General features: G+C 59.9%; 22 protein-coding genes and 1 tRNA gene. 12 read left to right on the top strand and 11 right to left on the bottom strand.

Features of this window, described 5'->3' with window-relative positions; genetic code table 11:
* On the bottom strand, positions 1 to 931 hold a 931-nt coding region (gene dinB, locus KGB28_RS04680; RefSeq protein ID WP_223442828.1), incomplete at its 3' end, for a DNA polymerase IV.
* A gap of 300 nt (positions 932 to 1,231) precedes the next feature.
* On the opposite strand from dinB, the gene KGB28_RS04675 reads away from it, so the two are divergent.
* The 3 genes from KGB28_RS04675 to KGB28_RS04665 all read left to right on the top strand — a co-directional run bounded on the left by KGB28_RS04675 (position 1,232) and on the right by KGB28_RS04665 (position 5,525).
* Positions 1,232 to 1,308, top strand: a tRNA-Met gene (locus KGB28_RS04675).
* Between the two features lie 279 nt (positions 1,309 to 1,587).
* Entirely contained in the window at positions 1,588 to 4,230 is a 2,643-nt protein-coding gene (gene mprF, locus KGB28_RS04670; protein ID WP_223442825.1) for a bifunctional lysylphosphatidylglycerol flippase/synthetase MprF, read from the top strand.
* Positions 4,230 to 5,525 carry a virulence factor family protein gene (locus KGB28_RS04665; RefSeq protein WP_223442822.1) on the top strand — a complete coding sequence of 432 codons (1,296 nt, stop codon included), beginning with the start codon at positions 4,230 to 4,232 and terminating at the stop codon, positions 5,523 to 5,525. The genes mprF and KGB28_RS04665 overlap by 1 nt, the downstream gene beginning before the upstream one ends.
* A gap of 260 nt (positions 5,526 to 5,785) precedes the next feature.
* Here the strand turns inward: KGB28_RS04665 and KGB28_RS04660 are convergent, their stop codons facing one another.
* Positions 5,786 to 7,687: a potassium transporter Kup gene (locus tag KGB28_RS04660; RefSeq protein WP_223442820.1), complete on the bottom strand. Its 1,902-nt coding sequence runs from the start codon at positions 7,685 to 7,687 to the stop codon at positions 5,786 to 5,788.
* Between the two features lie 293 nt (positions 7,688 to 7,980).
* Here KGB28_RS04660 and rimO point away from each other — a divergent pair, with 293 nt between their 5' ends.
* The 6 genes from rimO (at position 7,981) to tsaA (ending at position 13,148) form a co-directional block, all read left to right on the top strand.
* Complete coding sequence (gene rimO, locus KGB28_RS04655; protein ID WP_034146797.1) at positions 7,981 to 9,318, top strand: 30S ribosomal protein S12 methylthiotransferase RimO; 1,338 nt, start codon at positions 7,981 to 7,983, stop codon at positions 9,316 to 9,318.
* 112 nt (positions 9,319 to 9,430) lie between these two features.
* Positions 9,431 to 9,904 (top strand): GNAT family N-acetyltransferase, encoded by a 474-nt coding sequence (locus KGB28_RS04650; protein ID WP_223442818.1) that lies wholly within the window; start codon positions 9,431 to 9,433, stop codon positions 9,902 to 9,904.
* 190 nt (positions 9,905 to 10,094) lie between these two features.
* Positions 10,095 to 10,805 (top strand): rRNA pseudouridine synthase, encoded by a 711-nt coding sequence (locus tag KGB28_RS04645; protein WP_150727653.1) that lies wholly within the window; start codon positions 10,095 to 10,097, stop codon positions 10,803 to 10,805.
* Between the two features lie 75 nt (positions 10,806 to 10,880).
* A complete protein-coding gene (locus KGB28_RS04640; RefSeq protein WP_046816549.1) occupies positions 10,881 to 11,351 on the top strand; it encodes a DUF1456 family protein in 471 nt (156 codons plus the stop codon).
* Positions 11,352 to 11,486: 135 nt separating this feature from the next.
* A complete protein-coding gene (locus tag KGB28_RS04635) occupies positions 11,487 to 12,257 on the top strand; it encodes an SDR family oxidoreductase (protein ID WP_223442817.1) in 771 nt (256 codons plus the stop codon).
* A 183-nt stretch (positions 12,258 to 12,440) separates the two neighbouring features.
* Positions 12,441 to 13,148 carry a tRNA (N6-threonylcarbamoyladenosine(37)-N6)-methyltransferase TrmO gene (gene tsaA, locus KGB28_RS04630; RefSeq protein WP_223442815.1) on the top strand — a complete coding sequence of 236 codons (708 nt, stop codon included), beginning with the start codon at positions 12,441 to 12,443 and terminating at the stop codon, positions 13,146 to 13,148.
* Positions 13,149 to 13,270: 122 nt separating this feature from the next.
* Here the strand turns inward: tsaA and fpr are convergent, their stop codons facing one another.
* Positions 13,271 to 14,050 (bottom strand): ferredoxin-NADP reductase, encoded by a 780-nt coding sequence (gene fpr, locus KGB28_RS04625; protein ID WP_008054100.1) that lies wholly within the window; start codon positions 14,048 to 14,050, stop codon positions 13,271 to 13,273.
* 147 nt (positions 14,051 to 14,197) lie between these two features.
* Between fpr and KGB28_RS04620 the strand changes: the two genes are divergently transcribed.
* Positions 14,198 to 15,124 carry a LysR family transcriptional regulator gene (locus tag KGB28_RS04620; protein WP_046041182.1) on the top strand — a complete coding sequence of 309 codons (927 nt, stop codon included), beginning with the start codon at positions 14,198 to 14,200 and terminating at the stop codon, positions 15,122 to 15,124.
* Here KGB28_RS04620 and KGB28_RS04615 read toward each other — a convergent pair.
* From KGB28_RS04615 to KGB28_RS04605, 3 genes are all read right to left on the bottom strand, one after another.
* A complete protein-coding gene (locus tag KGB28_RS04615; protein WP_057716147.1) occupies positions 15,121 to 15,483 on the bottom strand; it encodes a diacylglycerol kinase in 363 nt (120 codons plus the stop codon). The genes KGB28_RS04620 and KGB28_RS04615 overlap by 4 nt on opposite strands.
* Positions 15,484 to 15,558: 75 nt before the next feature.
* The gene (gene erdR, locus KGB28_RS04610; protein WP_008054094.1) at positions 15,559 to 16,209 is read right to left on the bottom strand and encodes a response regulator transcription factor ErdR; all 651 of its coding nucleotides are present in this window, start codon (positions 16,207 to 16,209) and stop codon (positions 15,559 to 15,561) included.
* 218 nt (positions 16,210 to 16,427) lie between these two features.
* Positions 16,428 to 17,186, bottom strand: coding sequence for a tRNA-uridine aminocarboxypropyltransferase (locus KGB28_RS04605; protein WP_223442813.1), 759 nt, complete (start codon positions 17,184 to 17,186; stop codon positions 16,428 to 16,430).
* 188 nt (positions 17,187 to 17,374) lie between these two features.
* Between KGB28_RS04605 and KGB28_RS04600 the strand changes: the two genes are divergently transcribed.
* Complete coding sequence (locus KGB28_RS04600; protein WP_150727660.1) at positions 17,375 to 17,797, top strand: quorum-sensing-regulated virulence factor family protein; 423 nt, start codon at positions 17,375 to 17,377, stop codon at positions 17,795 to 17,797.
* Here the strand turns inward: KGB28_RS04600 and KGB28_RS04595 are convergent, their stop codons facing one another.
* On the bottom strand, positions 17,798 to 17,992 hold the full coding sequence (locus KGB28_RS04595; RefSeq protein ID WP_223442810.1) for a hypothetical protein: 195 nt from the start codon (positions 17,990 to 17,992) through the stop codon (positions 17,798 to 17,800).
* A gap of 480 nt (positions 17,993 to 18,472) precedes the next feature.
* Here KGB28_RS04595 and KGB28_RS04590 point away from each other — a divergent pair, with 480 nt between their 5' ends.
* On the top strand, positions 18,473 to 19,591 hold the full coding sequence (locus KGB28_RS04590) for a TIGR00730 family Rossman fold protein (protein WP_223442807.1): 1,119 nt from the start codon (positions 18,473 to 18,475) through the stop codon (positions 19,589 to 19,591).
* A 45-nt stretch (positions 19,592 to 19,636) separates the two neighbouring features.
* Here KGB28_RS04590 and recX read toward each other — a convergent pair whose 3' ends face one another.
* The 4 genes from recX to KGB28_RS04570 form a co-directional block, all read right to left on the bottom strand.
* Positions 19,637 to 20,104 carry a recombination regulator RecX gene (gene recX / locus KGB28_RS04585; protein ID WP_223442804.1) on the bottom strand — a complete coding sequence of 156 codons (468 nt, stop codon included), beginning with the start codon at positions 20,102 to 20,104 and terminating at the stop codon, positions 19,637 to 19,639.
* An 8-nt stretch (positions 20,105 to 20,112) separates the two neighbouring features.
* Positions 20,113 to 21,171 carry a recombinase RecA gene (recA, locus tag KGB28_RS04580; RefSeq protein ID WP_223442801.1) on the bottom strand — a complete coding sequence of 353 codons (1,059 nt, stop codon included), beginning with the start codon at positions 21,169 to 21,171 and terminating at the stop codon, positions 20,113 to 20,115.
* An 83-nt stretch (positions 21,172 to 21,254) separates the two neighbouring features.
* Entirely contained in the window at positions 21,255 to 21,755 is a 501-nt protein-coding gene (locus KGB28_RS04575) for a CinA family protein (protein ID WP_223442799.1), read from the bottom strand.
* 118 nt (positions 21,756 to 21,873) lie between these two features.
* Complete coding sequence (locus tag KGB28_RS04570) at positions 21,874 to 22,215, bottom strand: phage holin family protein (protein ID WP_223442796.1); 342 nt, start codon at positions 22,213 to 22,215, stop codon at positions 21,874 to 21,876.

Below are 22,215 nucleotides of genomic sequence, written 5' to 3'. Positions count from 1 at the left end.
GATCCCGCCCCGCCCCAGCCTGCTCCAATGTAGTCTGGGTGAAGTCATGGAATTTCACTTTGACGAATGGCTTGCCCGGACGATAACTGCTGTCGATTCGTGCCATACGACCCGCCAGGGTCTCCAGCAGCTCGGGCAATTTATCCAGGCAGCTCTTCAGGTCCGGCAGGTCAACGTCGTAGGTATTTTCAACACTGATCGACTGACGACGACTGTCGTTGTGCACCACGCGGTCATCGATCCCACGGGCCAGGCTCCAGAGTCGCTCGCCAAAGCTGCCGAATTCACGCACCAGCGCCAACTTGTCCCACTCGCGCAACTGCAGGCAATCGGTGATACCCAGCCTGCCGAGCTTGTCGGCGGTGACTTTGCCGACCCCGTGCAATTTGCTCACGGGCAAACCGCTGACAAAGTCCTCCACCTGATCCGGAGTAATGACGAACAGGCCATTGGGCTTTTTCCAGTCACTGGCGATCTTGGCCAGAAATTTGTTCGGCGCCACGCCCGCCGACACGGTGATATGCAACTGGTTGGAGACCCGGCGTCGGATGTCCTGGGCGATGCGCGTTGCGCTACCACCGAAATGCGCACTGTCCGACACATCGAGGTACGCCTCATCGAGCGAGAGCGGCTCGATGATCTCGGTGTAATCGCGAAAGATCGTGTGAATTTCCCTGGACGCTTCTCTATAGGCGTCCATGCGTGGCTTGACGATGGTCAGGTCCGGGCACAGCTTCAAGGCATGCCCGGAGGACATCGCCGAACGCACCCCGTACGCTCGCGCCTCATAATTGCAGGTGGCGATGACCCCGCGCCGGTCCGCCGACCCACCTACCGCCAGTGGTTTACCGGCGAGGCGTGGGTCGTCGCGCATTTCGATGGCTGCATAGAAGCAGTCACAATCGACGTGGATGATCTTGCGTTGAGTCATAGCAAAGCCGTGTTCATGGCAAAGAAAAGGCGTCATGGCGTGCCGGACAAACAGTATCTCACCGAGACCTGTATATAGCACCAGTAGTCTGAATGTTCTTTTACAATCATAGGAAGAGTCGATTGTGAATTTATTTTTTCAATCGAAAAATTACTTTCAATAGACGCCCAGGCCTTGTCCTGCCTGCCTCACAGACCGGTCGCCCTCCCCTTTTGAACGCTAACCGATTGAACGGGAAGAGGTTTTATCGGAATTGGAGGTTGACACCCGAGCGCATCTCTATAGAATGAGCCACACAGACGCGGGATGGAGCAGTCTGGTAGCTCGTCGGGCTCATAACCCGAAGGTCGTCGGTTCAAATCCGGCTCCCGCAACCAAACATCAAAAAAGGCTACTCGAAAGAGTGGCCTTTTTTGTATCTGTTGAAAAAGTCCTTTCGCAACAATGACCTGCCACTGTGTAGCAAGCCGTTTGGGGAACACCCATGCGCCGGGGTCAGACTATGCTCTATTGCACGCTGAAGCCTTCACGACTGATGACGCGCCGTCCCCGTTGCCCGGTGATAGGCGTTAATATTTGTGATTATTTTTTTCTGCAGGGATTGGTAACTTGGCTGGATACCTCCATCCTGTCGCGCACAATCCAAGAGGTGATTGATGCGCGCCAACTCGTCTGATTCACAAGACACTGTCACAGCGACACAACCGATCAATGCCGAGCGCCTGCGCCTGCTTGATCGATTGAGCAAATACCGTCAACCCATTGGCCTGGCGGTCACCCTGCTGTTGTTCGCGATCGCGCTGATTGCCTGTCACCACCTGTTGAGCGAACTCGACCTTTACGCGCTGCACGACTCGATCCTCGAAGTTCCGAAACCTGCCTTGATGGGCGCACTGGCCGCAACCGTGGTGGGCTTCATCATTCTGCTCGGCTACGAATGGTCGGCCAGCCGCTATGCCGGGGTGAGCCTGGCACCGCGCACGTTGGCGCTGGGTGGCTTCACGGCCTTTGCCATCGGCAACGCCATTGGTCTTTCAATGTTGTCGGGCGGTTCGGTCCGCTATCGCCTCTATGCCCGTCATGGCCTGGGAGCGGCTGAAGTCGCCCGCATGACGTTGTTCGCCAGCCTCTCGCTGGGTTGCGCCCTGCCGCCGCTGGCCGCCCTGGCGACGCTCAGCGACCTGCCAGCTGCGTCCACCGCCCTGGGTCTCTCCGAGACTTTGCTGGGCGTGGTGGCGAGCGCCGTGCTCGTGCTGTTTGCGGTGCTGGCCATCGGCATCTACCGTCGTCGGCTGCCGGAACAGCCTTACCCGGACAACCTGCTGGTCAGGGTCGGGCGCCGCACCTTGCGTCTACCCGGGCGTCGCCTGACGTTCCTGCAATTGATCATCACCGCCCTCGACGTAGCAGCCGCCGCGATCGTGCTCTATCTGCTGCTGCCGGAAGCACCACCCTTCGGTGCGTTCCTGTTGGTTTACCTGCTGGCTCTGGCCGCCGGCGTGCTCAGCCATGTGCCGGGCGGCGTCGGGGTGTTCGAGGCGATTTTGCTGGCGGCGTTTTCCGACACCCTTGGCGCTGCGCCACTGGCGGCCGCCCTGCTGCTCTATCGCTTGATCTACGTGGTCCTGCCCTTGCTGGTGGCCTGCCTGCTATTGCTGATCAACGAAGGCCAGCGCCTGTTCCAGACACGCCAGACGTTGCGCGCGGCCTCAGGCCTGGCGGCCCCGATACTGGCGCTGCTGGTATTCCTGTCCGGTGTTGTCCTGCTGTTCTCCGGCGCCACCCCGGAAATCGATACCCGTCTGGAACACATCGGTTTTCTGATCCCCCATCGACTGGTCGATGCTTCGCACTTTGGCGCCAGCCTGGTCGGCGTTCTTTGCCTGTTGCTGGCCCAGGGGCTGCGTCGCCGGCTGTCGGCCGCGTGGATGCTGACCACCATTCTGTTGCTGGTCGGTGCCCTGCTCTCACTGCTCAAAGGTTTCGACTGGGAAGAAGCCAGCCTGATGGTGCTGACGGCGAGCCTGCTCGGGGTATTCCGCCGCTCGTTCTATCGCCCCAGCCGCCTGACCGAAGTACCGTTCTCGCCGTTGTACCTGGTGGCCAGCCTGTGCGTGCTCGGTGCATCGATCTGGTTGCTGCTGTTCGCCTATCAGGACGTTCCGTACAGCCACCAACTCTGGTGGCAGTTCACCCTCGACGCCGATGCCCCTCGCGGCCTGCGTTCGCTGCTCGGCGCTGCTGTGCTGCTGGTGGTGGTATCGCTGACCTGGCTGCTGCGCACCGCGCGGCCGGTCATTCACCTGCCGACGCCCGATGAACTGGAGCGCGCCAGCAAGATCCTCATGGCATCGGCCCAACCGGATGGCGGCCTGGCCCTGACCGGTGACAAGGCGCTGCTGTTTCACCCCAATGACGAAGCGTTCCTGATGTACGCCCGTCGCGGTCGCAGCCTGGTGGCGTTGTATGACCCGATCGGCCCGGGCCAGCAACGGGCGGAAATGATCTGGCAGTTCCGCGACCTGTGTGACATCCACCACGCCCGTCCCGTGTTCTATCAAGTGCGCGCCGAGAACCTGCCGTATTACATGGACATCGGCCTGACTGCGATCAAGCTCGGCGAAGAAGCCCGGGTCGACCTCAAGCGTTTTGATCTCGAAGCCAAGGGCAAAGAGATGAAGGACCTGCGCTACACCTGGAACCGTGGCACCCGTGACGGCCTGTCCCTGGAAATCCATGAGCCGGGCCGGGCGCCGATGGAGGAGCTCAAGGTGATTTCCGATGCCTGGCTGACCGGCAAGAACGTCCGGGAGAAAGGCTTTTCGCTGGGCCGCTTCAGCGATGACTACCTCAAGCATTTCCGCATCGCGGTGATTCGTTTCGAAGGACGCCCGGTGGCGTTCGCCAACCTGCTCGAGACCTACGGCCATGACCTGGCCAGCCTCGACCTGATGCGTGCGCATCCGGATGCCCCGAAGCTGACCATGGAGTTCATGATGGTCGGCCTGATTCAGCATTATAAAAACCATGGATACGCGCGTTTCAGCCTGGGCATGGTGCCGTTGTCGGGGTTGCAACCCCGCCGCGGCGCACCTTTGACCCAGCGCCTGGGCTCGATGGTATTCCGCCGTGGTGAGCAGCTGTACAACTTCCAGGGCTTGCGCCGCTTCAAAGACAAGTTCCAGCCTGATTGGGAACCCCGTTATATGGCCGTGCCCGCCGGACTCGATCCGCTGGTTGCGCTGGCCGACACTGCCGCCCTGATCGCGGGCGGCTTGACCGGATTGGTGAAACGCTGATGATTCAACGCTCCTTGCGGTATGTATTGGGTACGCTGGTGATAGTGGCCCTGATTTTCGGTGGCGGTTACTGGTACCTGAAACGCCCGGCACCGGAACCGACCCTCGAATTGCTGACTCCGGCCGATGGTGCGGCGATGACCCGTGTCATCCCCGGCACCTCGCCGCGCGCCCAGGTGCTGGTGGCGGTCAACGAAGACCAGAAACTCAGCGACAAGCAATTGATGACCCTGAGCCGCAGTGCTTCGGCGCAGATTGTCCAGGTGATCCTGCCCAAGGACTGCCTGCTGCAAAGCCGCGCCCTGCAATCGGGCCTGCGGGAACTGAAAGGCCCGGCGACGCTGGTCAGCGGCATCGGCCCTGGCGCCGTGCTGGCCTGGCGCTGGTTGTCCGAGCAGAAGGATGACAAGGCCCAGGCCGTCTCGGTCGACCTGGCCCTGGAAAAGGGCGGCTGCACTCACCTGCTGCCGAAAAGCGCTGCCCACGGTCACTGGCTGGTCGCGTGGAACGACAACCCGGACGACACCAGTGCCGGCTTCGTGCGTGATCAACCGAACGCCGAAACCAGCATCAGCGACTACGACATCAACCTGCCGCAGGTGCTGAACAACGAACTGCGCAAGATCCTCGTCGGCGGCGACAAAGCTGCTGGCGGCCTGCAGATCCCGGTGGTCGAAGTGCCAGCGGGTCAGGCCAGCGACACCGTGACCCTGTTCCTGTCGGGTGACGGCGGCTGGCGCGACCTCGACCGCGACGTGGCGGGCGAGATGGCCAAGATCGGCTACCCGGTGGTCGGCATCGACACCCTGCGCTACTACTGGCAGCACAAGAGCCCGGAGCAAAGCGCGTTGGACCTGGCCGAACTGATGCAACACTACCGGCAGAAATGGGGCACCAAGCGCTTCATCCTGACCGGTTACTCGTTCGGCGCCGACGTACTGCCGGCAATCTACAACCGTCTGGCCGAGTCGGAGCAGCAACGCGTCGACGCCATTATCCTGCTGGCCTTCGCCCGCACCGGCAGCTTCGAGATCGAAGTAGAAGGCTGGCTCGGCAACGCCGGCAAGGAAGCCGCCACCGGCCCGGAAATGGCCAAGCTGCCAGCCGCCAAAGTGGTGTGCATCTACGGCGAAGAAGAAACCGATGAGAGTGGCTGCACCGACAAGACGGCGGTGGGCGAAGCCATCAAGCTGCCTGGCGGCCACCACTTCGACGAGAACTACCCGGCGCTGGCCAAGCGTCTGGTGGATGTGATCGAGAAGCGGCAGGTGAAGGAAACGGCTGCTACAGAGTGATCTGACAGCCAGCAAAAAGCCCCCGCAGCCCTTACGGTTGCGGGGGCTTTTTCATTCCACCACACATCCCCTGTGGGAGCGGGCTTGCTCGCGAAGGGGGCGTGTCAGGCGAAACAGATGTATTTGACACTCCGTTTTCGTCGGAACGCCGCCCGGAGCCAGCCCGCTCCCACACTGGATCTTCAGAGTCTTCCAGTTTTGCACTCGCCCACAAAAAAGCCCCCGCTGCCGCAATGGCAACGGGGGCTTTTTGATGGGACTTACATCTCCACCTGCGTCCCCAGTTCAATCACCCGGTTCAGCGGCAGATTGAAGAATCGCAGATTGCCGTTGGCGTTCTGCAACATGAACGCAAACAGCGCCTCACGCCAGCGGGACATGCCTTCGAGCTTGGAGGCGATGACCGTTTCGCGGCTGAGGAAGTACGTGGTGCGCATCGGGCTGAAGTCCAGCTCATCGAGATGACACAGCTTCAGCGCTTTCGGTACGTCCGGCTCGTCGGTAAAGCCGAAGTGCAGGATCACCCGGAAGAAACCTTCGCCATAGGCATCGACCTCGAACCGTCGTGTTGGCGGCACCCGCGGGATGTCTTCGTACACCACCGTCAGCAGCACCACTTGCTCGTGCAGTACCTGGTTATGCAGCAGGTTGTGCAACAGCGCGTGGGGTACGGCATCCGGCCGCGCCGTCAGGAACACGGCAGTGCCCTGAACTCGATGGGGTGGTTGTACGGCAATGCTGCTGATGAAGATCGGCAGCGGCAATCCACCCTCATCGATACGTTCGACCAGCAACTGCTTGCCGCGTTTCCAGGTGGTCATCAGCACAAACAGCGCGAAACCGGCGATGACCGGGAATGCACCGCCCTGAACGATTTTCGGCACGTTGGCGGCGAAGTACACACCGTCTACCAACAGGAAACCCAACAGGATCGGCACCACAAGGACCGGAGGCCACTTCCACAGCAGCAGGATCACCGCCGACACCAGAATGCTGGTCATCAGCATGGTCCCGGTCACCGCCACACCGTAGGCCGAGGCCAGGGCTCCGGAGGATTCGAAACCCAGCACCAACAGCACCACGCCGACCATCAGCGCCCAGTTCACCGCGCCGATGTAGATCTGGCCCTGTTCGGCGCTGGAGGTGTGCTGGATGTGCATGCGCGGAATGTAACCAAGCTGGATCGCCTGGCGGGTCAGGGAGAACGCACCGGAAATCACCGCTTGCGAGGCAATCACCGTCGCCAGGGTCGACAGCCCCACCAGCGGGATCAACGCCCAACTTGGCGCCAACAGATAGAAGGGGTTGCGGGCAGCTTCCGGGTCGCCCAGCAACAAAGCACCCTGGCCAAAATAATTCAGCACCAGCGCCGGCAGCACGAGGATGAACCAGGCACGAGCGATTGGCTTGCGGCCGAAGTGGCCCATGTCCGCGTACAGCGCCTCGGCACCGGTCAATGCCAGCACCACAGCGCCGAGAATCGACACGCCCATGCCCGGATGGACCACGAAGAAACGTACACCCCACACAGGGTTCATCGCTTGCAGGACTTCCGGATGCTGGCTGATGCCATAGACGCCCAACGCACCCAGCACGAGGAACCAGGTGACCATGATCGGCCCGAACAGAATGCCGATGCGCGCCGTGCCGTGACGCTGGATCAGAAACAGCGCGACCAACACCACCACCGACAGCGGCACGACCCAATGGTCGATACCTTCGAAGGCCAGCCCCAGGCCTTCAATCGCCGACAGCACGGAAATCGCCGGGGTAATCATGCTGTCGCCATAGAACAACGCCGCGCCGATCAGTCCGCAGACCACCAGCAACGTGCGCAATCTGGCGTGCCCCGCCGCCGCCCGCCGGGCCAGTGCGGTCAAGGCCATGATCCCGCCTTCGCCCTGGTTGTCGGCGCGCAGCACAAACATCATGTACTTGATCGACACGACCCAGATCAGCGACCAGAAAATGAGTGCCAGGATCCCTAGCACCCCGTCATGGTTGACCGGCACGCCATAGCCGCCGGAAAAAACTTCCTTGAGGGTGTACAACGGACTGGTGCCGATATCGCCATAAACAACCCCGACTGCCGCGACCAGCATGCCGATCGGCTTCACCGCCGAATGTTCGGCACCGGCAGCCTGACTACTTGCCTGACCCATCCACCACTCCTGATTCTCAGACCCAGGCTTCTTTGAAAGAAGCACTATGCTTTGTCGTGCAGCATGCGCTGTTTTACTTCACGTTACAGACGTTTTGTTGACAGTAAAAAATCAGTAAAGCCTAACGGCGCGAAGCATAGCGCAGCACTCGTCGTATTTCCCTGCATAAAGCTGGTCAAGTGAACGACTCATCGCTAGAATTGCGCACTTTTTGATCAGAGGCGCAGTTCAAGCGCCCGTCCGTCGGTTTTGCCCTGCCCGGCAAGCGGCGTCACAAAATACCGAGGTTAGACATGTCCACCACTCCTGCGCCGGCCAATCCAAAGGTTGGCTTCGTATCCCTGGGTTGTCCCAAAGCACTGGTCGACTCCGAGCGCATCCTTACCCAGCTGCGCATGGAAGGCTATGACGTCGTGTCCACCTATCAGGACGCCGATGTTGTAGTGGTCAATACCTGCGGCTTCATCGATTCGGCCAAGGCCGAGTCCCTGGAAGTGATCGGCGAAGCCATCAAGGAAAACGGCAAGGTCATCGTGACCGGCTGCATGGGCGTCGAAGAAGGCAACATTCGCAACGTACACCCGAGCGTGCTGGCCGTGACCGGTCCGCAGCAGTACGAACAAGTGGTCAACGCCGTGCACGAAGTCGTGCCGCCACGCCAGGACCACAACCCGCTGATCGACCTGGTGCCGCCACAAGGCATCAAGCTGACCCCGCGCCACTACGCCTACCTGAAGATTTCCGAAGGCTGCAACCACAGCTGCAGCTTCTGCATCATCCCGTCGATGCGCGGCAAACTGGTCAGCCGTCCAGTGGGTGACGTGCTCGACGAGGCCCAGCGCCTGGTCAAGTCCGGCGTCAAAGAGCTGTTGGTGATCTCCCAGGACACCAGCGCCTACGGCGTCGACGTGAAATACCGCACCGGTTTCTGGAACGGCGCGCCGGTGAAAACCCGCATGACCGAACTCTGCGAAGCCCTGAGCACCCTCGGCGTCTGGGTTCGTCTGCACTACGTTTACCCGTACCCGCACGTTGACGAGCTGATCCCGCTGATGGCCGCCGGCAAGATCCTGCCGTACCTGGACATCCCGTTCCAGCACGCCAGCCCGAAAGTGCTGAAGTCGATGAAACGCCCGGCCTTCGAAGACAAGACCCTGGCACGGATCAAGAACTGGCGCGAAATCTGCCCGGACCTGATCATCCGTTCGACCTTCATCGTCGGCTTCCCGGGCGAGACCGAAGAAGACTTCCAGTACCTGCTGAACTGGCTGACCGAAGCCCAGCTCGACCGCGTCGGCTGCTTCCAGTACTCACCGGTAGAAGGCGCACCGGCCAATGACCTGGACCTGGAAGTCGTCCCGGACGACGTCAAGCAGGACCGTTGGGACCGCTTCATGGCGCACCAGCAGGCCATCAGCTCGGCGCGCCTGCAAATGCGCATTGGCCGTGAGATCGAAGTGCTGGTCGATGAAGTCGACGAGCAAGGCGCGGTCGGCCGCTGCTTCTTCGATGCCCCGGAAATCGACGGCAACGTATTCATCGACAACGGCAGCAACCTCAAGCCGGGCGACAAGGTCTGGTGCAAAGTGACCGACGCCGACGAATACGATCTGTGGGCTGAACAGATCTAAACGCAGAAAATACGAAAAGCCCCGCTCTCTTGACGAGATGCGGGGCTTTTTTACGGCTATCGTTTGCACATGGAAGGATTCCTATCAACCACTGCAAAAGGGGCAGACGGGCATGCGTCAGCATTCGGTCATCCACACGCCGAAACTCGGCGACTACGAAGAACTGACCCGGGTCTGGGAGGCCTCGGTACGTGCCACCCACGACTTTCTGCCAGACAGCTACATCGAACTGCTGAAAAACCTGGTGCTGACCCGCTACCTCGACTCGGTGATGCTGATCTGCACCAAGGATTCGAACCAGCGCATCACCGGGTTCGCCGGCGTCGCGGCCGGCAAGATCGAAATGCTCTTCATCGACCCGGACCATCGCGGCCAAGGCCTGGGCAAGAAATTGTTGCGCTATGCCCTGGAACACCTGAACGCCGATGAACTGGACGTCAACGAACAGAACCCGCAAGCCCTCGGCTTTTACTTCAAGCAGGGCTTCGAGGTCATCGGTCGCTCGGAAGTCGATGGCATGGGCCAGCCGTATCCACTGCTGCACATGCGTATGCGCCAGAACCACAAACTTTCACAGCACGGCTGACACAACACGGAACAAATGTGGGAGCGGGCTTGCTCGCGAAGAGTCCATCAGCTTCACCATCAATGTTGACTGATAAACCGCTTTCGCGAGCAAGCCCTCTCCCACAAAAAACCTTGCGGCGTAAATGGAACCGGGATTAACCGACGCCAGGCAGGTACAATGCCCACCCCCTTTTTGTTACGGCCCTGACATGACTGACCCGATTCGTCTCTCCAAACGCCTCATCGAACTCGTCGGCTGTTCCCGTCGGGAGGCTGAGCTGTTCATCGAGGGCGGCTGGGTCACCGTCGACGGTGTGGTCATCGACGAGCCGCAATTCAAGGTCGACACCCAGAAAGTCGAGCTTGATCCCGAAGCCAAGGCCACTGCACCGGAACCGGTGACGCTGCTGCTGAACGTGCCAGCCGGCATGGACGCAGACACCGCCATGGCCACCCTCGGCGCCGAGACCCTGAGCGAAGAGCACCGTTACGGCAAGCGCCCTTTGCGCGGGCACTTCCTGCGCCTGACCGCCAGCACCGACCTGCAGGCCAACGCCAGTGGTCTGCTGGTGTTCACCCAGGACTGGAAAATCCTGCGCAAACTCACCGCCGACTCCAACAAGATCGAACAAGAGTATGTGGTCGAGGTTGAAGGCGAGATGGTGGCCCACGGCCTGAACCGCCTGAACCACGGCCTGACCTACAAGGGCAAGGAGTTGCCGGCGGTCAAGGCCAGCTGGCAGAACGAGAACCGCCTGCGCTTTGCCATGAAGAACCCGCAACCGGGCATCATCGCCCTGCTCTGCCAGGCGGTCGGCCTGAAGGTCATCGCCATCCGTCGCATCCGCATCGGCGGCGTGTCCATCGGCAAAGTGCCGCTGGGGCAATGGCGCTACCTGTCCGGCAAAGAGAAGTTCTAAGGCTTTTCTCGCCGCCACACATTTCGGCGCCGCGCCTGGCCGCGACGCCCACAGCTGAATATCAGGACTGCACACATGATTCATAACGACGTACTGCGCAGCGTGCGCTACATGCTCGACATCAGCGACAAGAAAGTCATCGAGATCATCAAGCTCGGCGGCATGGACGTGACCCTGCCGGACCTGCTGACCTACCTCGACAAGAAAGAGGAAGACGAGGAAGGTTTCGTACGCTGCCCGGACGAAGTCATGGCGCACTTCCTCGACGGCCTGGTGATCTTCAAGCGCGGCAAGGACGAAAGCCGTCCGCCGCAGCCGATCGAAGTGCCGGTGACCAACAACATCATCCTGAAAAAACTGCGGGTGGCGTTCGAGCTCAAAGAAGACGACATGCACGCGATCCTCAAGGCTGCCGAGTTCCCGGTGTCCAAGCCCGAGCTGAGCGCACTGTTCCGCAAATTCGGCCACACCAACTATCGCCCGTGCGGCGACCAGCTGCTGCGCAACTTCCTCAAGGGCCTGACCCTGCGCGTTCGCCCGCAGTAAACGCCCGCTGGCCTTGAACTGCATGCATGCAGTTCAAGGCCGGGCCATATGGCCCCTCATTCCGCGCAAAAATAGTGGCTCCGCTTCTGGCGGCTGACGACTAGGGTGTAAAGACCTCAGTTCTCAGGATTCGCCATGCATCCCTACTTTTCCCTGCAAGGCCGCACCGCCCTGGTGACCGGCGGCACCCGTGGTATCGGCAAGATGATCGCCAAGGCCTACGTCGAGGCGGGCGCCACCGTGTACGTCTGCGCCCGCGACGTTGAAGCCTGCCTGCAAACCGCTGGCGAACTCGGAGCGTTTGGACGCTGCCACGCCATGGCGGCCAACCTCGCCACCGAAGAGGGCGTCCTGCAACTGGCCACCCGCCTGGGCGAGCAGATCACTCATCTGGACATCCTGGTGAACAATGCCGGCACCACCTGGGGCGCGCCGCTGGAGAGCTACCCGATCAAGGGCTGGGAGAAGGTCATGCAGCTCAACGTGACCTCGGTGTTCAACTGCATCCAACAGTTTCTGCCCCTGCTGCGCAAGGCCGGTTCCGAAACGAATCCGGCGCGGATCATCAACATCGGATCGGTAGCGGGGATATCCTCCTTCGGCGAGCAGGCGTATGCCTACGGGCCGAGCAAGGCTGCGTTGCACCAACTGTCAAGAATTCTGGCGCGCGAACTGGTGAGCCAGCACATCAACGTCAACGTGATCGCCCCGGGGCGCTTTCCGAGCAAGATGACCCAGCACATTGGCAATGATGAACAGGCTCTGGCGCAGGATACGGCGCTGATCCCGATGAAGCGTTGGGGCCGCGAGGAAGAGATGGCGGCGCTGGCGATCAGTCTGGCAAGTACCGCTGGGGCCTACATGACCGGAAATATTATTCCTTTGGATGGCGGATTCAGTCTGTAGATCGGCTGTGCGGCTATCGCGAGCAAGCTCGCTCCCACAGGGTTCTCGAGCGCACACAGAATTTGTGTACGCCATGGATCCCTGTGGGAGCGGGCTTGCCCGCGAAGAGGCCGGGGCAGTCACCACCTGACTTGAGCTGGTCGGGTTATCATGCCCACCCTCTTCCCGCCTCGACCCCAAACCATGACCTACAGCGTTTCCCCCATCGGCTTCGTGCGCTCCTGCTTCAAGGAAAAATTCGCCATTCCGCGCCAACCGCAACTGGCCCCGGCCGCCCGTGGCGTGCTGGAACTGGTGGCGCCGTTCGATCAAGGGGACGCGGTGCAGGGCCTGGAACAGGTCAGCCACGTGTGGCTGCTGTTCCTGTTCCACCAGGCACTGGAAGAAAAGCCTCGCCTGAAGGTCCGCCCTCCTCGCCTCGGCGGCAACAAATCCATGGGCGTGTTCGCCACCCGCGCCACCCACCGCCCCAATGGCATCGGGCAGTCGGTGGTGAAACTGGACAAGGTCGAAGCCGGCCGGTTGTGGATCTCGGGCATCGATCTGCTGGACGGCACGCCGATTCTCGATATCAAACCCTACGTGCCCTACGCCGACATCATCGACACCGCCGCCAACAGCATCGCCAGCGCTGCGCCGCAATTGATTCCTGTGCAGTGGACGGACACAGCGCTACAACAGGCTCACGAGCATGCCCAGCGCCTTGCAGAGCCTTTGGTCGAGTTGATCGAGCAATGCCTGGCGCAAGATCCGCGCCCGGCCTATCAAACGCCTGCACCCGAGCGGGAGTACGGCGCGCAGTTCTGGGATGTCGATGTGCGTTGGCATTACCCCGAAGCCGGGGTTATTCGCGTTCTCGAAGTCATTCCCGCAAACATCTCAACACCATAAACAACTGTGGGAGCGGGCTTGCTCGCGAAGGCGGTGTGTCAGTCGACATTAACGTTGACTGACACACCGCCTTCGCGAGCAAACCCGCTCCCACAGGGAAAGCAGAACCGTTGAGCGGTTGCTTACTTCTCGACGAACGCACGCTCGATCAGGTAATCACCCGGCTCGCGCATCCGCGGCGAAACCTTCAGGCCGAAGCTGTTCAGCACTTCGCTGGTTTCGTCGAGCATGCTCGGACTGCCGCACAGCATGGCGCGGTCGTCCTGCGGGTTGATCGGTGGCAGACCGATGTCGCTGAACAGCTTGCCGCTGCGCATCAGGTCGGTCAGGCGACCTTCGTTCTCGAACGGCTCACGGGTCACGGTTGGGTAGTAGATCAGCTTGTCACGCAGCGCGTCGCCGAAGAACTCGTTCTGCGGCAGGTGCTCGGTGATGAACTCGCGGTAAGCGACTTCGTTGACGTAACGCACGCCGTGGCACAGGATCACTTTTTCGAAACGCTCGTAGGTTTCCGGATCCTGGATGACGCTCATGAACGGCGCCAGGCCGGTACCGGTACTGAGCAGGTACAAATGTTTGCCAGGCTTCAAGTCATCCAGTACCAGCGTGCCGGTAGGCTTCTTGCTGATGATGATCTCGTCGCCTTCCTTCAGATGCTGCAACTGCGAAGTCAGCGGACCATCAGGCACCTTGATGCTGAAGAACTCGAGATGCTCTTCCCAGTTCGGGCTGGCAATCGAGTAAGCGCGCATAAGCGGGCGGCCGTTGGGCTGTTGCAGGCCGATCATCACGAACTGACCGTTCTCGAAGCGCAGGCCCGGATCACGGGTGCACTTGAAGCTGAACAGAGTGTCGTTCCAGTGGTGAACACTGAGGACACGCTCGTGGTTCATGTTGCTCATGTACGTGGGACTCCTGGAGATTTGTCTGCGCGTGTTCGGCGCCTGCTCTGCAAAAAAGCCAGCTCTGCGCAATTGCATCGCATTCTAAAGGCAGAGACAATATCTGTTAAATGGATTATTAAGATAAGGGTTATCGGTTATATAGATATGCGATTTACTCTCCGTCAACTTCAAGTATTCGTCGCCGTCGCCCAGCAGGAAAGTGTGTCCCGTGCCGCGGGCCTGCTCAACCTCTCGCAATCGGCGGCGAGCACCTCGATCACCGAACTGGAGCGCCAGTGCAGCTGCCAGTTGTTCGACCGTGCCGGCAAACGGTTGAGCCTGAACGCCCTCGGTAAACAACTGTTGCCGCAAGCGGTGGCGCTGCTGGACCAGGCCAAGGAAATCGAAGACCTGCTCAACGGCAAGTCCGGTTTCGGCTCGCTGGCCGTGGGCGCGACCCTGACCATCGGCAATTACCTGGCCACGTTGTTGATCGGCAGTTTCATGCAGCGCCACCCGGAAAGCCAGGTAAAGCTGCATGTGCAGAACACTGCCAATATCGTGCAACAAGTGGCCCACTATGAAATTGATCTGGGTCTAATCGAAGGCGACTGCAGTCACCCGGACATCGAAGTGCAAAGCTGGGTCGAGGACGAACTGGTGGTGTTTTGCGCCCCTCAGCATCCGTTGGCCAAGCGCGGCACGGCCACCATGGACGAGTTGAGCCACGAAGCCTGGATCTTGCGCGAACAGGGCTCAGGCACGCGGCTGACCTTCGATCAAGCCATGCGCCATCACCGCACTTCGTTAAACATCCGCCTCGAGCTTGAGCACACCGAAGCGATCAAACGCGCAGTGGAATCAGGTTTGGGGATTGGCTGCATTTCCAGGCTGGCTTTGCGCGACGCATTCCGCCGCGGCAGCCTGGTGCCTGTCGAGACGCCGGATCTGGATCTGGCGCGACAGTTCTATTTCATCTGGCATAAACAGAAATATCAGACCTCGGCGATGCGCGAGTTCCTCGATCTGTGCCGCGCCTTCACCGCCGGGGTACAGCGCAGCGACGAGATCGTGCTGCCGACGATCGCCTAGAGCAGAATCACCGCCCACACCAGGGCAATCATGCTCAATGCCACGGCCTGGGCGGCACTGCCCATGTCCTTGGCATTCTTGGACAGCGGGTGCCGCTCAAGGGAAATGCGGTCGATGGCTGCTTCCACCGCCGAGTTGAGCAACTCGACGATCAACGCCAACAGGCATACCGCGATCAACAACGCCTGTTCGACCCGGCTGACATTCAGGAAGAACGACAAAGGAATCAGGATGACGTTGAGCAACACCAATTGCCGAAAGGCGGCTTCACCGGTGAAGGCTGCGCGCAGGCCGTCCAGCGAATAACCGGAAGCATTGAGAATACGTTTCAGGCCGGTCTGGCCTTTGAAAGGTGACATAGAGTGGGCAACTGGCAAAAAAGAAGTGGGAAAGCTAGTTCAACCAAAGTCAAAAAAGCGTGAATTTGCCAGCCTTCAATGGCTGGAAATTGACTCAAGTTGTTGCAGGAGCAGCGCGGCCTGGGTCCGGGTCCGCACATTCAGTTTACGGAAAATCGCGGTCACGTGCGCCTTGATGGTTGCCTCGGAAACGCTGAGCTCGTAGGCGATCTGCTTGTTCAGCAAGCCTTCGCAGACCATGGTCAGCACGCGAAATTGCTGCGGCGTCAGGCTGGCAAGACCTTCGCTGGCCGCCTTGGCCTCATCCGAGACACTGACCGCTTCGAACGCCTGCGGCGGCCAGAACACGTCGCCATCGAGGACCGCACGCACGGCTTTCTGGATCACACTCAAATCACTGGACTTGGGAATGAAGCCACTGGCGCCGAATTCACGAGACTTGACCATGATGGTCGGTTCTTCCTGGGCCGAGACCATGACCACCGGAATCTGCGGGTACTGGCCGCGCAGCAGGACCAGCCCGGAAAAACCGTAGGCCCCCGGCATGTTCAGGTCCAGCAGTACCAGATCCCAATCGGACTTTTCCGTCAGGCGCACTTCCAGTTCGGCGATGCTTGCCACTTCCACCAGACGGACATCCGGGCCAAGGCCCAGAGTCAGCGCTTGATGCAAGGCACTACGAAAAAGTGGGTGGTCATCGGCAATCAGGATTTCGTATGTGGCCATTTTTCAAATGATCCTGTTTTTCATGGGAGGCCCGATGCATTCGGACCTCGCCAAAGCAAGTCAAGACACAGCCACGGAGCTGCACTGACAAGGCACGCTCAACGCAAAAGACGGCGTCGAAAATTCCGGCCGCACCCTAATCGGCGCCAAGCATGCCCAGCGAAACCGGGGTGGTCAAGCAACATGGCCGGTACACTTTATTGCAGTATGCGCGACAATCAGTCCATCAATGGAGTGACCGACCGGACATAGGGCATCAACTCGGCGTGCGCCGGTGTCGAAACGTTCATGTCCAACTGGTGTTTGGCGTCGAGGTAATGCTGGCTGAACACATCAAAGTAGGCATCCAGCGCCGATGCTGCGGCGACATCGCCTGCAAGGTCGAGGCACAGCGCCGCCACTTCCGCCGTACACAGATGCTCGCTGCGGGTCGAGCGGCGCAACCGGTAGCGGGAGAGTTTCTCCGGCAGCAGGCTGAGGATCGGCAGTCGGTCGAAATAGGGGCTCTTGCGAAAGATCTTTCGCGCTTCGGTCCAGGTCGCATCCAACAGAATGAACAACGGGCGCTTCGTGCCATCGACGTCCACGCTGTTTGTCACGCGCTCAGGTTCGACGTACTCACCCGGAAACACCAGGTAAGGCTGCCATTGCGGGTCGGACAACAGCGCCAGCAACTTCGGATCGATCTCGGTACGGGACCAGATGAAGGCATGGTTGTCAGGCACCACGTCGGCGATCAGCCAACCGGTGTTGCTCGGTTTGAACACTTCCTTGTTGGTCATGATCAGGCACACGCCGGAGCGGGTAGCGACCTGCGGACGCCATGCGCACAGGCAATGGCTCTCGATCACCCGGCAGTCACGGCAGCGCGGCGCGCGCCAGCCGCGGGCCTGAATCGGCTTTATGCCCTCCTCCTCGCGCTGATCGCGCAAGCGGGCTACGGCGTTCAAGGCAAAGCGCGCAGGGGTATGACTCATGGCGGGCAATGCCCACAGAGAAGGGAAATCGACACGAAAAACACTCGACAGGGTAAAAAGTGCCAGCAGTTTACCAGAGCGCCCGGCGCAAGCCTGTACCGTCCAGCCTGCCTCCCCTATAATTCGCCGCCACTGAACGCACAGTCACGTGACGGGTCCAACCCCCATCACTGAACCAGGAGAGTTTCATGCTGCGCCTTATCGTTCCTACCGCGGCCATTTTGCTGGCGTCGTCCTTCAACGCTCAGGCTGCGTCCTTGAAAGACACGGAACTGAGCAAAATGCTGCAAAACGTCGCCACCCAGAGCAGCGTCGGCACTCCACGAGCGATCAACGAAGACATACTCGATCAAGGCTACACCGTTGAAGGCAAACAGCTGATCAACCATCTGAGCGTGCAGAGCAGCCACGCCGACAAGATGCGTGCAGACCCGAAAGCCGTGTACTTCCAGCTGGGAGCTTCTGTCTGCAGGAACGAAGGGTTTCGCAAGCTGATGGCCAAGGGCGCGATCATGCGTTACGACTTCACCGAGGTGAAGACCAACCGCCCGGTCGGCTCCGCGAGCTTCCAGGAATCGGATTGCCTGCAACCGGCCAAGAAGAAAAAGTAATCACCGGGAATTGGCGCGCCGCTGTTCATCTTCGGCGCGCAATTCCGCCAGCAGCGCCTGCAAGTAATGCGAACGACGTTCGCCACCGCGCAAACGTCGGCAGCACTCCTCTTCGAGACTTAACTGATGGGTCTCGGCTGATGCCTTCAGCAATCGATACAGTTGCGTATCGATCTCCAGAACGACTCTGGTCATGGTTTCCCGCCTCCCTGCACTTCACTCATGTTTGAGCGATAAATCCTTGAACCGCTTGTACCGTGCGCCCTGCCGTTGACGCAAAGCTGTCGCGTGACACCTGTAACTTAGTAAATCAGAGTGCCGCACATGCGACGTACGTTCAGACGAGCGGTGAAAGCACCTTGCAAATCGTCAATAAGCGGTTGCCAGGAAAGACTTTGTGGCGCAATGATCAAGACAGCGCAAATCACTGTGAAGGTCTAGATTTCAGGGTATCCACGTTCACTCTTTCAGGCTGGAAAGGGGCTGGCCGTCGCTTGTCGTGTTGTGCAAACGTTTCTTTCATCCAAGGGAAAACAGAGCCTGTTTGGATGATCCGATACCTTTCGGGTCAAGTAGATCGCCCAGGCATGGGCCTGGGCAGACAGCGACACATGAAGTGTCGTGGCACCGACGTACGTTGTCGGGCCGAGGGTTCTGTGCAGAAGGAGAAGTTGAATGCCTTACCAACCGAATGACCTCCTGAGCCGTCATTTTGAAGAAAGCGGCCATGACCTCATCAGCAAGGTCGAAGAACAACTCAAGCTGATTTCACCCAACAGCCCGAACACCCCGATCTACCGCGACATGATCCTGACCGTGCTGCGCATGGCCCAGGAAGACCACAACCGTTGGAATGCCAAAATCACCCTGCAAGCCCTGCGCGAACTGGAACAGGCTTTCCGCGTACTCGAACAATTCAAGGGGCGGCGCAAGGTCACGGTATTCGGCTCGGCCCGTACGCCCATGGAACATCCGCTCTACAGCATGGCCCGGGAACTCGGCGCCGCTCTGACGCGCTCGGACATGATGGTCATTACCGGCGCCGGTGGCGGCATCATGGCCGCCGCGCATGAAGGCGCCGGCCTGACACACAGCCTGGGTTTCAACATCACCCTGCCCTTCGAACAGCATGCCAACCCCACTGTCGACGGCACGACCAACCTGCTGCCCTTCCACTTTTTCTTCACCCGCAAGCTGTTCTTCGTCAAGGAAGCCGACGCCCTGGTGCTGTGCCCGGGTGGCTTCGGTACGCTGGATGAGGCGCTGGAAGTGCTGACGTTGATCCAGACCGGCAAGAGTCCATTGGTGCCCGTGGTGCTGCTCGACGCACCGGGTGGCAAATTCTGGCAAGGCGCACTGGACTTCATTCACCAGCAACTGGAAGAAAACCACTACATCCTGCCCACTGATATGAAGCTGGTGAAACTGGTCTACAACGTCGAAGAAGCGGTAGAGCACATCAACCAGTTCTACAGTAACTTCCACTCCAGTCGCTGGCTCAAGCACCAGTTCCTGATTCGCATGAATCACACACTCAGCGACCACGCACTCGAACACATGCAGGAGGCTTTCGCCGACCTGTGCCTGAGCGATCATTTCCATCAGCACACTTACAGCGGCGAGGAACACGACGAAGCCGAGTTCAGCCATCTGGCGCGACTGGTCTTCAACTTCAACGCCCGCAATCATGGCCGCTTGCGCGAGCTTGTGGACTACATCAACCTGCCGGAAAACTGGGCACAATCAAAACCCCAGGTACAACAACGCACCCGGGAGCCGTCAAAGGTTTCGTGAGGCATAAAAAAACGGCCCGCTATCGAAATAGCAGGCCGTTTCAGTTCAATCGTCCATCCCTCGACCGCTGAACAGGCGGTTGATCATTTCCATGGAGTATCCCCGATACGCCAGGAACCTGCCTTGCCTGGCTCGCTCCCGGGCGTCTGCCGGCAATTGTCCGGAGAACTTGCGCCGCCAGGTATCGATCAATTGCTCCTGCCAGTCGATACCGCTCTCTCGCAGGGCAAGTTCAATATCGGTGCGCTGCAGGCCACGCTGGCCCAACTCTTCACGAATGCGTAAAGGGCCATAACCGGAACGGGCGCGGTAGGAAACGAAACTTTCGAGGTAACGGGTTTCGGACAACAACCCCTCTTCCGTCAACCGGTCGAGTGCTGTTTCGATCATTTCGGGGATGGCGCCGCGCTGACGCAGTTTACGCGTCAGCTCGACACGACCGTGCTCGCGACGTGCGAGCAGGTCCATTGCGGTTCGCCGCACCGCGACGAGTGTATCGAGTACGGCAGTCATCGCTTCGATCAGATATCAGCGTCAGCCAGGTCGTCTTCGGTCTCTTTGACCGCAGAAGCTTTGGCGTCCGCAACCGATGCAGGCGACAGCAGCTTGTCACGCAGTTGCTTCTCCAGCTTTGCCGCGACTTCCGGGTTGTCTGCCAGGAACTTGGCCGAGTTGGCCTTGCCCTGACCGATCTTGGTGCCTTCATAGGCATACCAGGCACCGGACTTCTCGACGAAACCGTGCAGAACACCCAGGTCGATCATCTCGCCGTTGAGGTAGATGCCCTTGCCGTAAAGAATCTGGAACTCGGCCTGGCGGAACGGCGAAGCTACCTTGTTCTTCACAACCTTGACGCGGGTTTCGCTACCGACGACCTCATCACCATCTTTCACCGCGCCGGTACGACGGATGTCCAGACGAACCGATGCGTAGAACTTCAGTGCGTTACCACCGGTGGTGGTTTCCGGGCTACCGAACATCACGCCGATTTTCATACGGATCTGGTTGATGAAGATCACCAGGCAGTTGGCGTTCTTGATGTTACCGGTGATTTTACGCAGCGCCTGGGACATCAGACGGGCTTGCAGGCCCACGTGCATGTCACCCATTTCGCCTTCGATTTCAGCCTTTGGCACCAGGGCGGCCACGGAGTCGACGATGATCACGTCAACCGCGTTGGAGCGCACCAGCATGTCGGTGATTTCCAGGGCCTGCTCGCCGGTGTCCGGCTGGGAAACCAGCAGGTCGTCGACGTTGACGCCCAGCTTGCCGGCGTACTCAGGGTCGAGGGCGTGCTCGGCGTCGACGAATGCGCAGGTCGCGCCGGCTTTTTGAGCCTGGGCGATCACGGACAAGGTCAGCGTGGTTTTACCGGAAGATTCAGGACCGTAGATTTCAACAATACGGCCTTTTGGCAGACCGCCGATGCCGAGAGCGATGTCCAGACCCAGAGAGCCAGTGGAGATGGCCGGGATCGCCTGACGGTCCTGATCGCCCATACGCATTACGGCACCCTTGCCGAATTGACGTTCGATCTGACCCAGGGCCGCAGCCAAGGCTTTCTTCTTGTTGTCGTCCATTAAAGTCCTCACGTAATCAATAAGGCCTGACGGCCAACACCTGTATAAGTAGCCAGTATTATTCCACAGCGATTCCGGATCGCCTACCCCTGATTTGAGATTTCTGCCGCGGCATACCGCAGCAGCCCCTCTAGCGCGGCCTTCACCGTTTGTCGGCGGACGTCGTCGCGATTACCCGGGAAGTGCTGCCGCTCGCAGAACACCTGATCTCCGACGCCCCAGGCCAGCCACACCGTGCCAACCGGCTTGTTCGCCGTTCCACCATCCGGACCGGCGATACCACTGACCGCCACGGAGAAATACGCGCTATTTTTCTTCTGCGCCCCCCGGACCATGGCGTCGACCACCTCGCGGCTGACCGCGCCCACGGTGGTGAACAACTCCACCGGGACATCCAGTTGCAGGGTTTTCTGCCGGTTGGAGTAGGTGACATAACCGGCCTCGAACCAGGCCGAACTCCCGGGGATACGGGTGATTGCCTCGGCGATGCCTCCGCCGGTGCAGGACTCCGCCGTGGTGACGTGGGCATTGAGAACCTGCAGGCGTCTGCCGAGTTCGGCGGCGAGCTGGGTGATTTCGTTCACGGTCATCTCCTGATCGGGCGGGATGAGGTTAACCGTACACGAGCAGACCGCACTTGCAAGCGACGGGACCGATCAAAATGTAAAGAACCAGAGGCTCTGGAAAAGGCCTGTCGGGGAATCAATCTTCGACGTCACCGGACGGAAGATGTCCGCCCCCCATACGCTTGGCCACCCAACGCTCATACAACCCTAGAACCACGTCTGTCCCGGCCATCGCCGCTAAACAACCACCCGCACAGGCAGCCCAGATGGAAACATTGGCGGCGTGCAGCAGCATGATGACCGAGACGCCGCAGATCATGCTGGAGCCAGACCGCAGGCTCAGGCGCCGGATAAGGGACCAGCCACGAACGCCCTCTTTATCGGCACGCCACATTTCACCGGTAACGCCACCGAGTATTGGCAGGCTGATGACCAGCCACAGAGGCATGTCCAGCAACGCATATTGCTCAGCGGTCAT

It is taken from the genome of Pseudomonas sp. BF-R-19 (assembly GCF_019956445.1).
In the GTDB taxonomy this organism is placed as follows: Bacteria; Pseudomonadota; Gammaproteobacteria; order Pseudomonadales; family Pseudomonadaceae; genus Aquipseudomonas; species Aquipseudomonas fluorescens_BH.
This window is presented reverse-complemented; position numbering and strand designations above follow the sequence as displayed.

Bases quoted from the DNA above. Each gene is read 5' to 3' on its own strand.
- KGB28_RS04660 (WP_223442820.1), bottom strand. From the start codon at position 7,687: ATGGGTCAGGCAAGTAGTCAGGCTGCCGGTGCCGAACATTCGGCGGTG.
- KGB28_RS04570 (WP_223442796.1), bottom strand. From the start codon at position 22,215: ATGACCGCTGAGCAATATGCGTTGCTGGACATGCCTCTGTGGCTGGTC.
- KGB28_RS04650 (WP_223442818.1), top strand. From the start codon at position 9,431: ATGCGTCAGCATTCGGTCATCCACACGCCGAAACTCGGCGACTACGAA.
- KGB28_RS04645 (WP_150727653.1), top strand. From the start codon at position 10,095: ATGACTGACCCGATTCGTCTCTCCAAACGCCTCATCGAACTCGTCGGC.
- mprF (WP_223442825.1), top strand. From the start codon at position 1,588: ATGCGCGCCAACTCGTCTGATTCACAAGACACTGTCACAGCGACACAA.
- erdR (WP_008054094.1), bottom strand. From the start codon at position 16,209: ATGGCCACATACGAAATCCTGATTGCCGATGACCACCCACTTTTTCGT.
- rimO (WP_034146797.1), top strand. From the start codon at position 7,981: ATGTCCACCACTCCTGCGCCGGCCAATCCAAAGGTTGGCTTCGTATCC.
- tsaA (WP_223442815.1), top strand. From the start codon at position 12,441: ATGACCTACAGCGTTTCCCCCATCGGCTTCGTGCGCTCCTGCTTCAAG.
- recA (WP_223442801.1), bottom strand. From the start codon at position 21,171: ATGGACGACAACAAGAAGAAAGCCTTGGCTGCGGCCCTGGGTCAGATC.
- KGB28_RS04635 (WP_223442817.1), top strand. From the start codon at position 11,487: ATGCATCCCTACTTTTCCCTGCAAGGCCGCACCGCCCTGGTGACCGGC.
- fpr (WP_008054100.1), bottom strand. From the start codon at position 14,050: ATGAGCAACATGAACCACGAGCGTGTCCTCAGTGTTCACCACTGGAAC.
- recX (WP_223442804.1), bottom strand. From the start codon at position 20,104: ATGACTGCCGTACTCGATACACTCGTCGCGGTGCGGCGAACCGCAATG.
- KGB28_RS04600 (WP_150727660.1), top strand. From the start codon at position 17,375: ATGCTGCGCCTTATCGTTCCTACCGCGGCCATTTTGCTGGCGTCGTCC.
- KGB28_RS04605 (WP_223442813.1), bottom strand. From the start codon at position 17,186: ATGAGTCATACCCCTGCGCGCTTTGCCTTGAACGCCGTAGCCCGCTTG.
- KGB28_RS04590 (WP_223442807.1), top strand. From the start codon at position 18,473: ATGCCTTACCAACCGAATGACCTCCTGAGCCGTCATTTTGAAGAAAGC.
- KGB28_RS04615 (WP_057716147.1), bottom strand. From the start codon at position 15,483: ATGTCACCTTTCAAAGGCCAGACCGGCCTGAAACGTATTCTCAATGCT.
- KGB28_RS04665 (WP_223442822.1), top strand. From the start codon at position 4,230: ATGATTCAACGCTCCTTGCGGTATGTATTGGGTACGCTGGTGATAGTG.
- KGB28_RS04595 (WP_223442810.1), bottom strand. From the start codon at position 17,992: ATGACCAGAGTCGTTCTGGAGATCGATACGCAACTGTATCGATTGCTG.
- KGB28_RS04620 (WP_046041182.1), top strand. From the start codon at position 14,198: ATGCGATTTACTCTCCGTCAACTTCAAGTATTCGTCGCCGTCGCCCAG.
- KGB28_RS04640 (WP_046816549.1), top strand. From the start codon at position 10,881: ATGATTCATAACGACGTACTGCGCAGCGTGCGCTACATGCTCGACATC.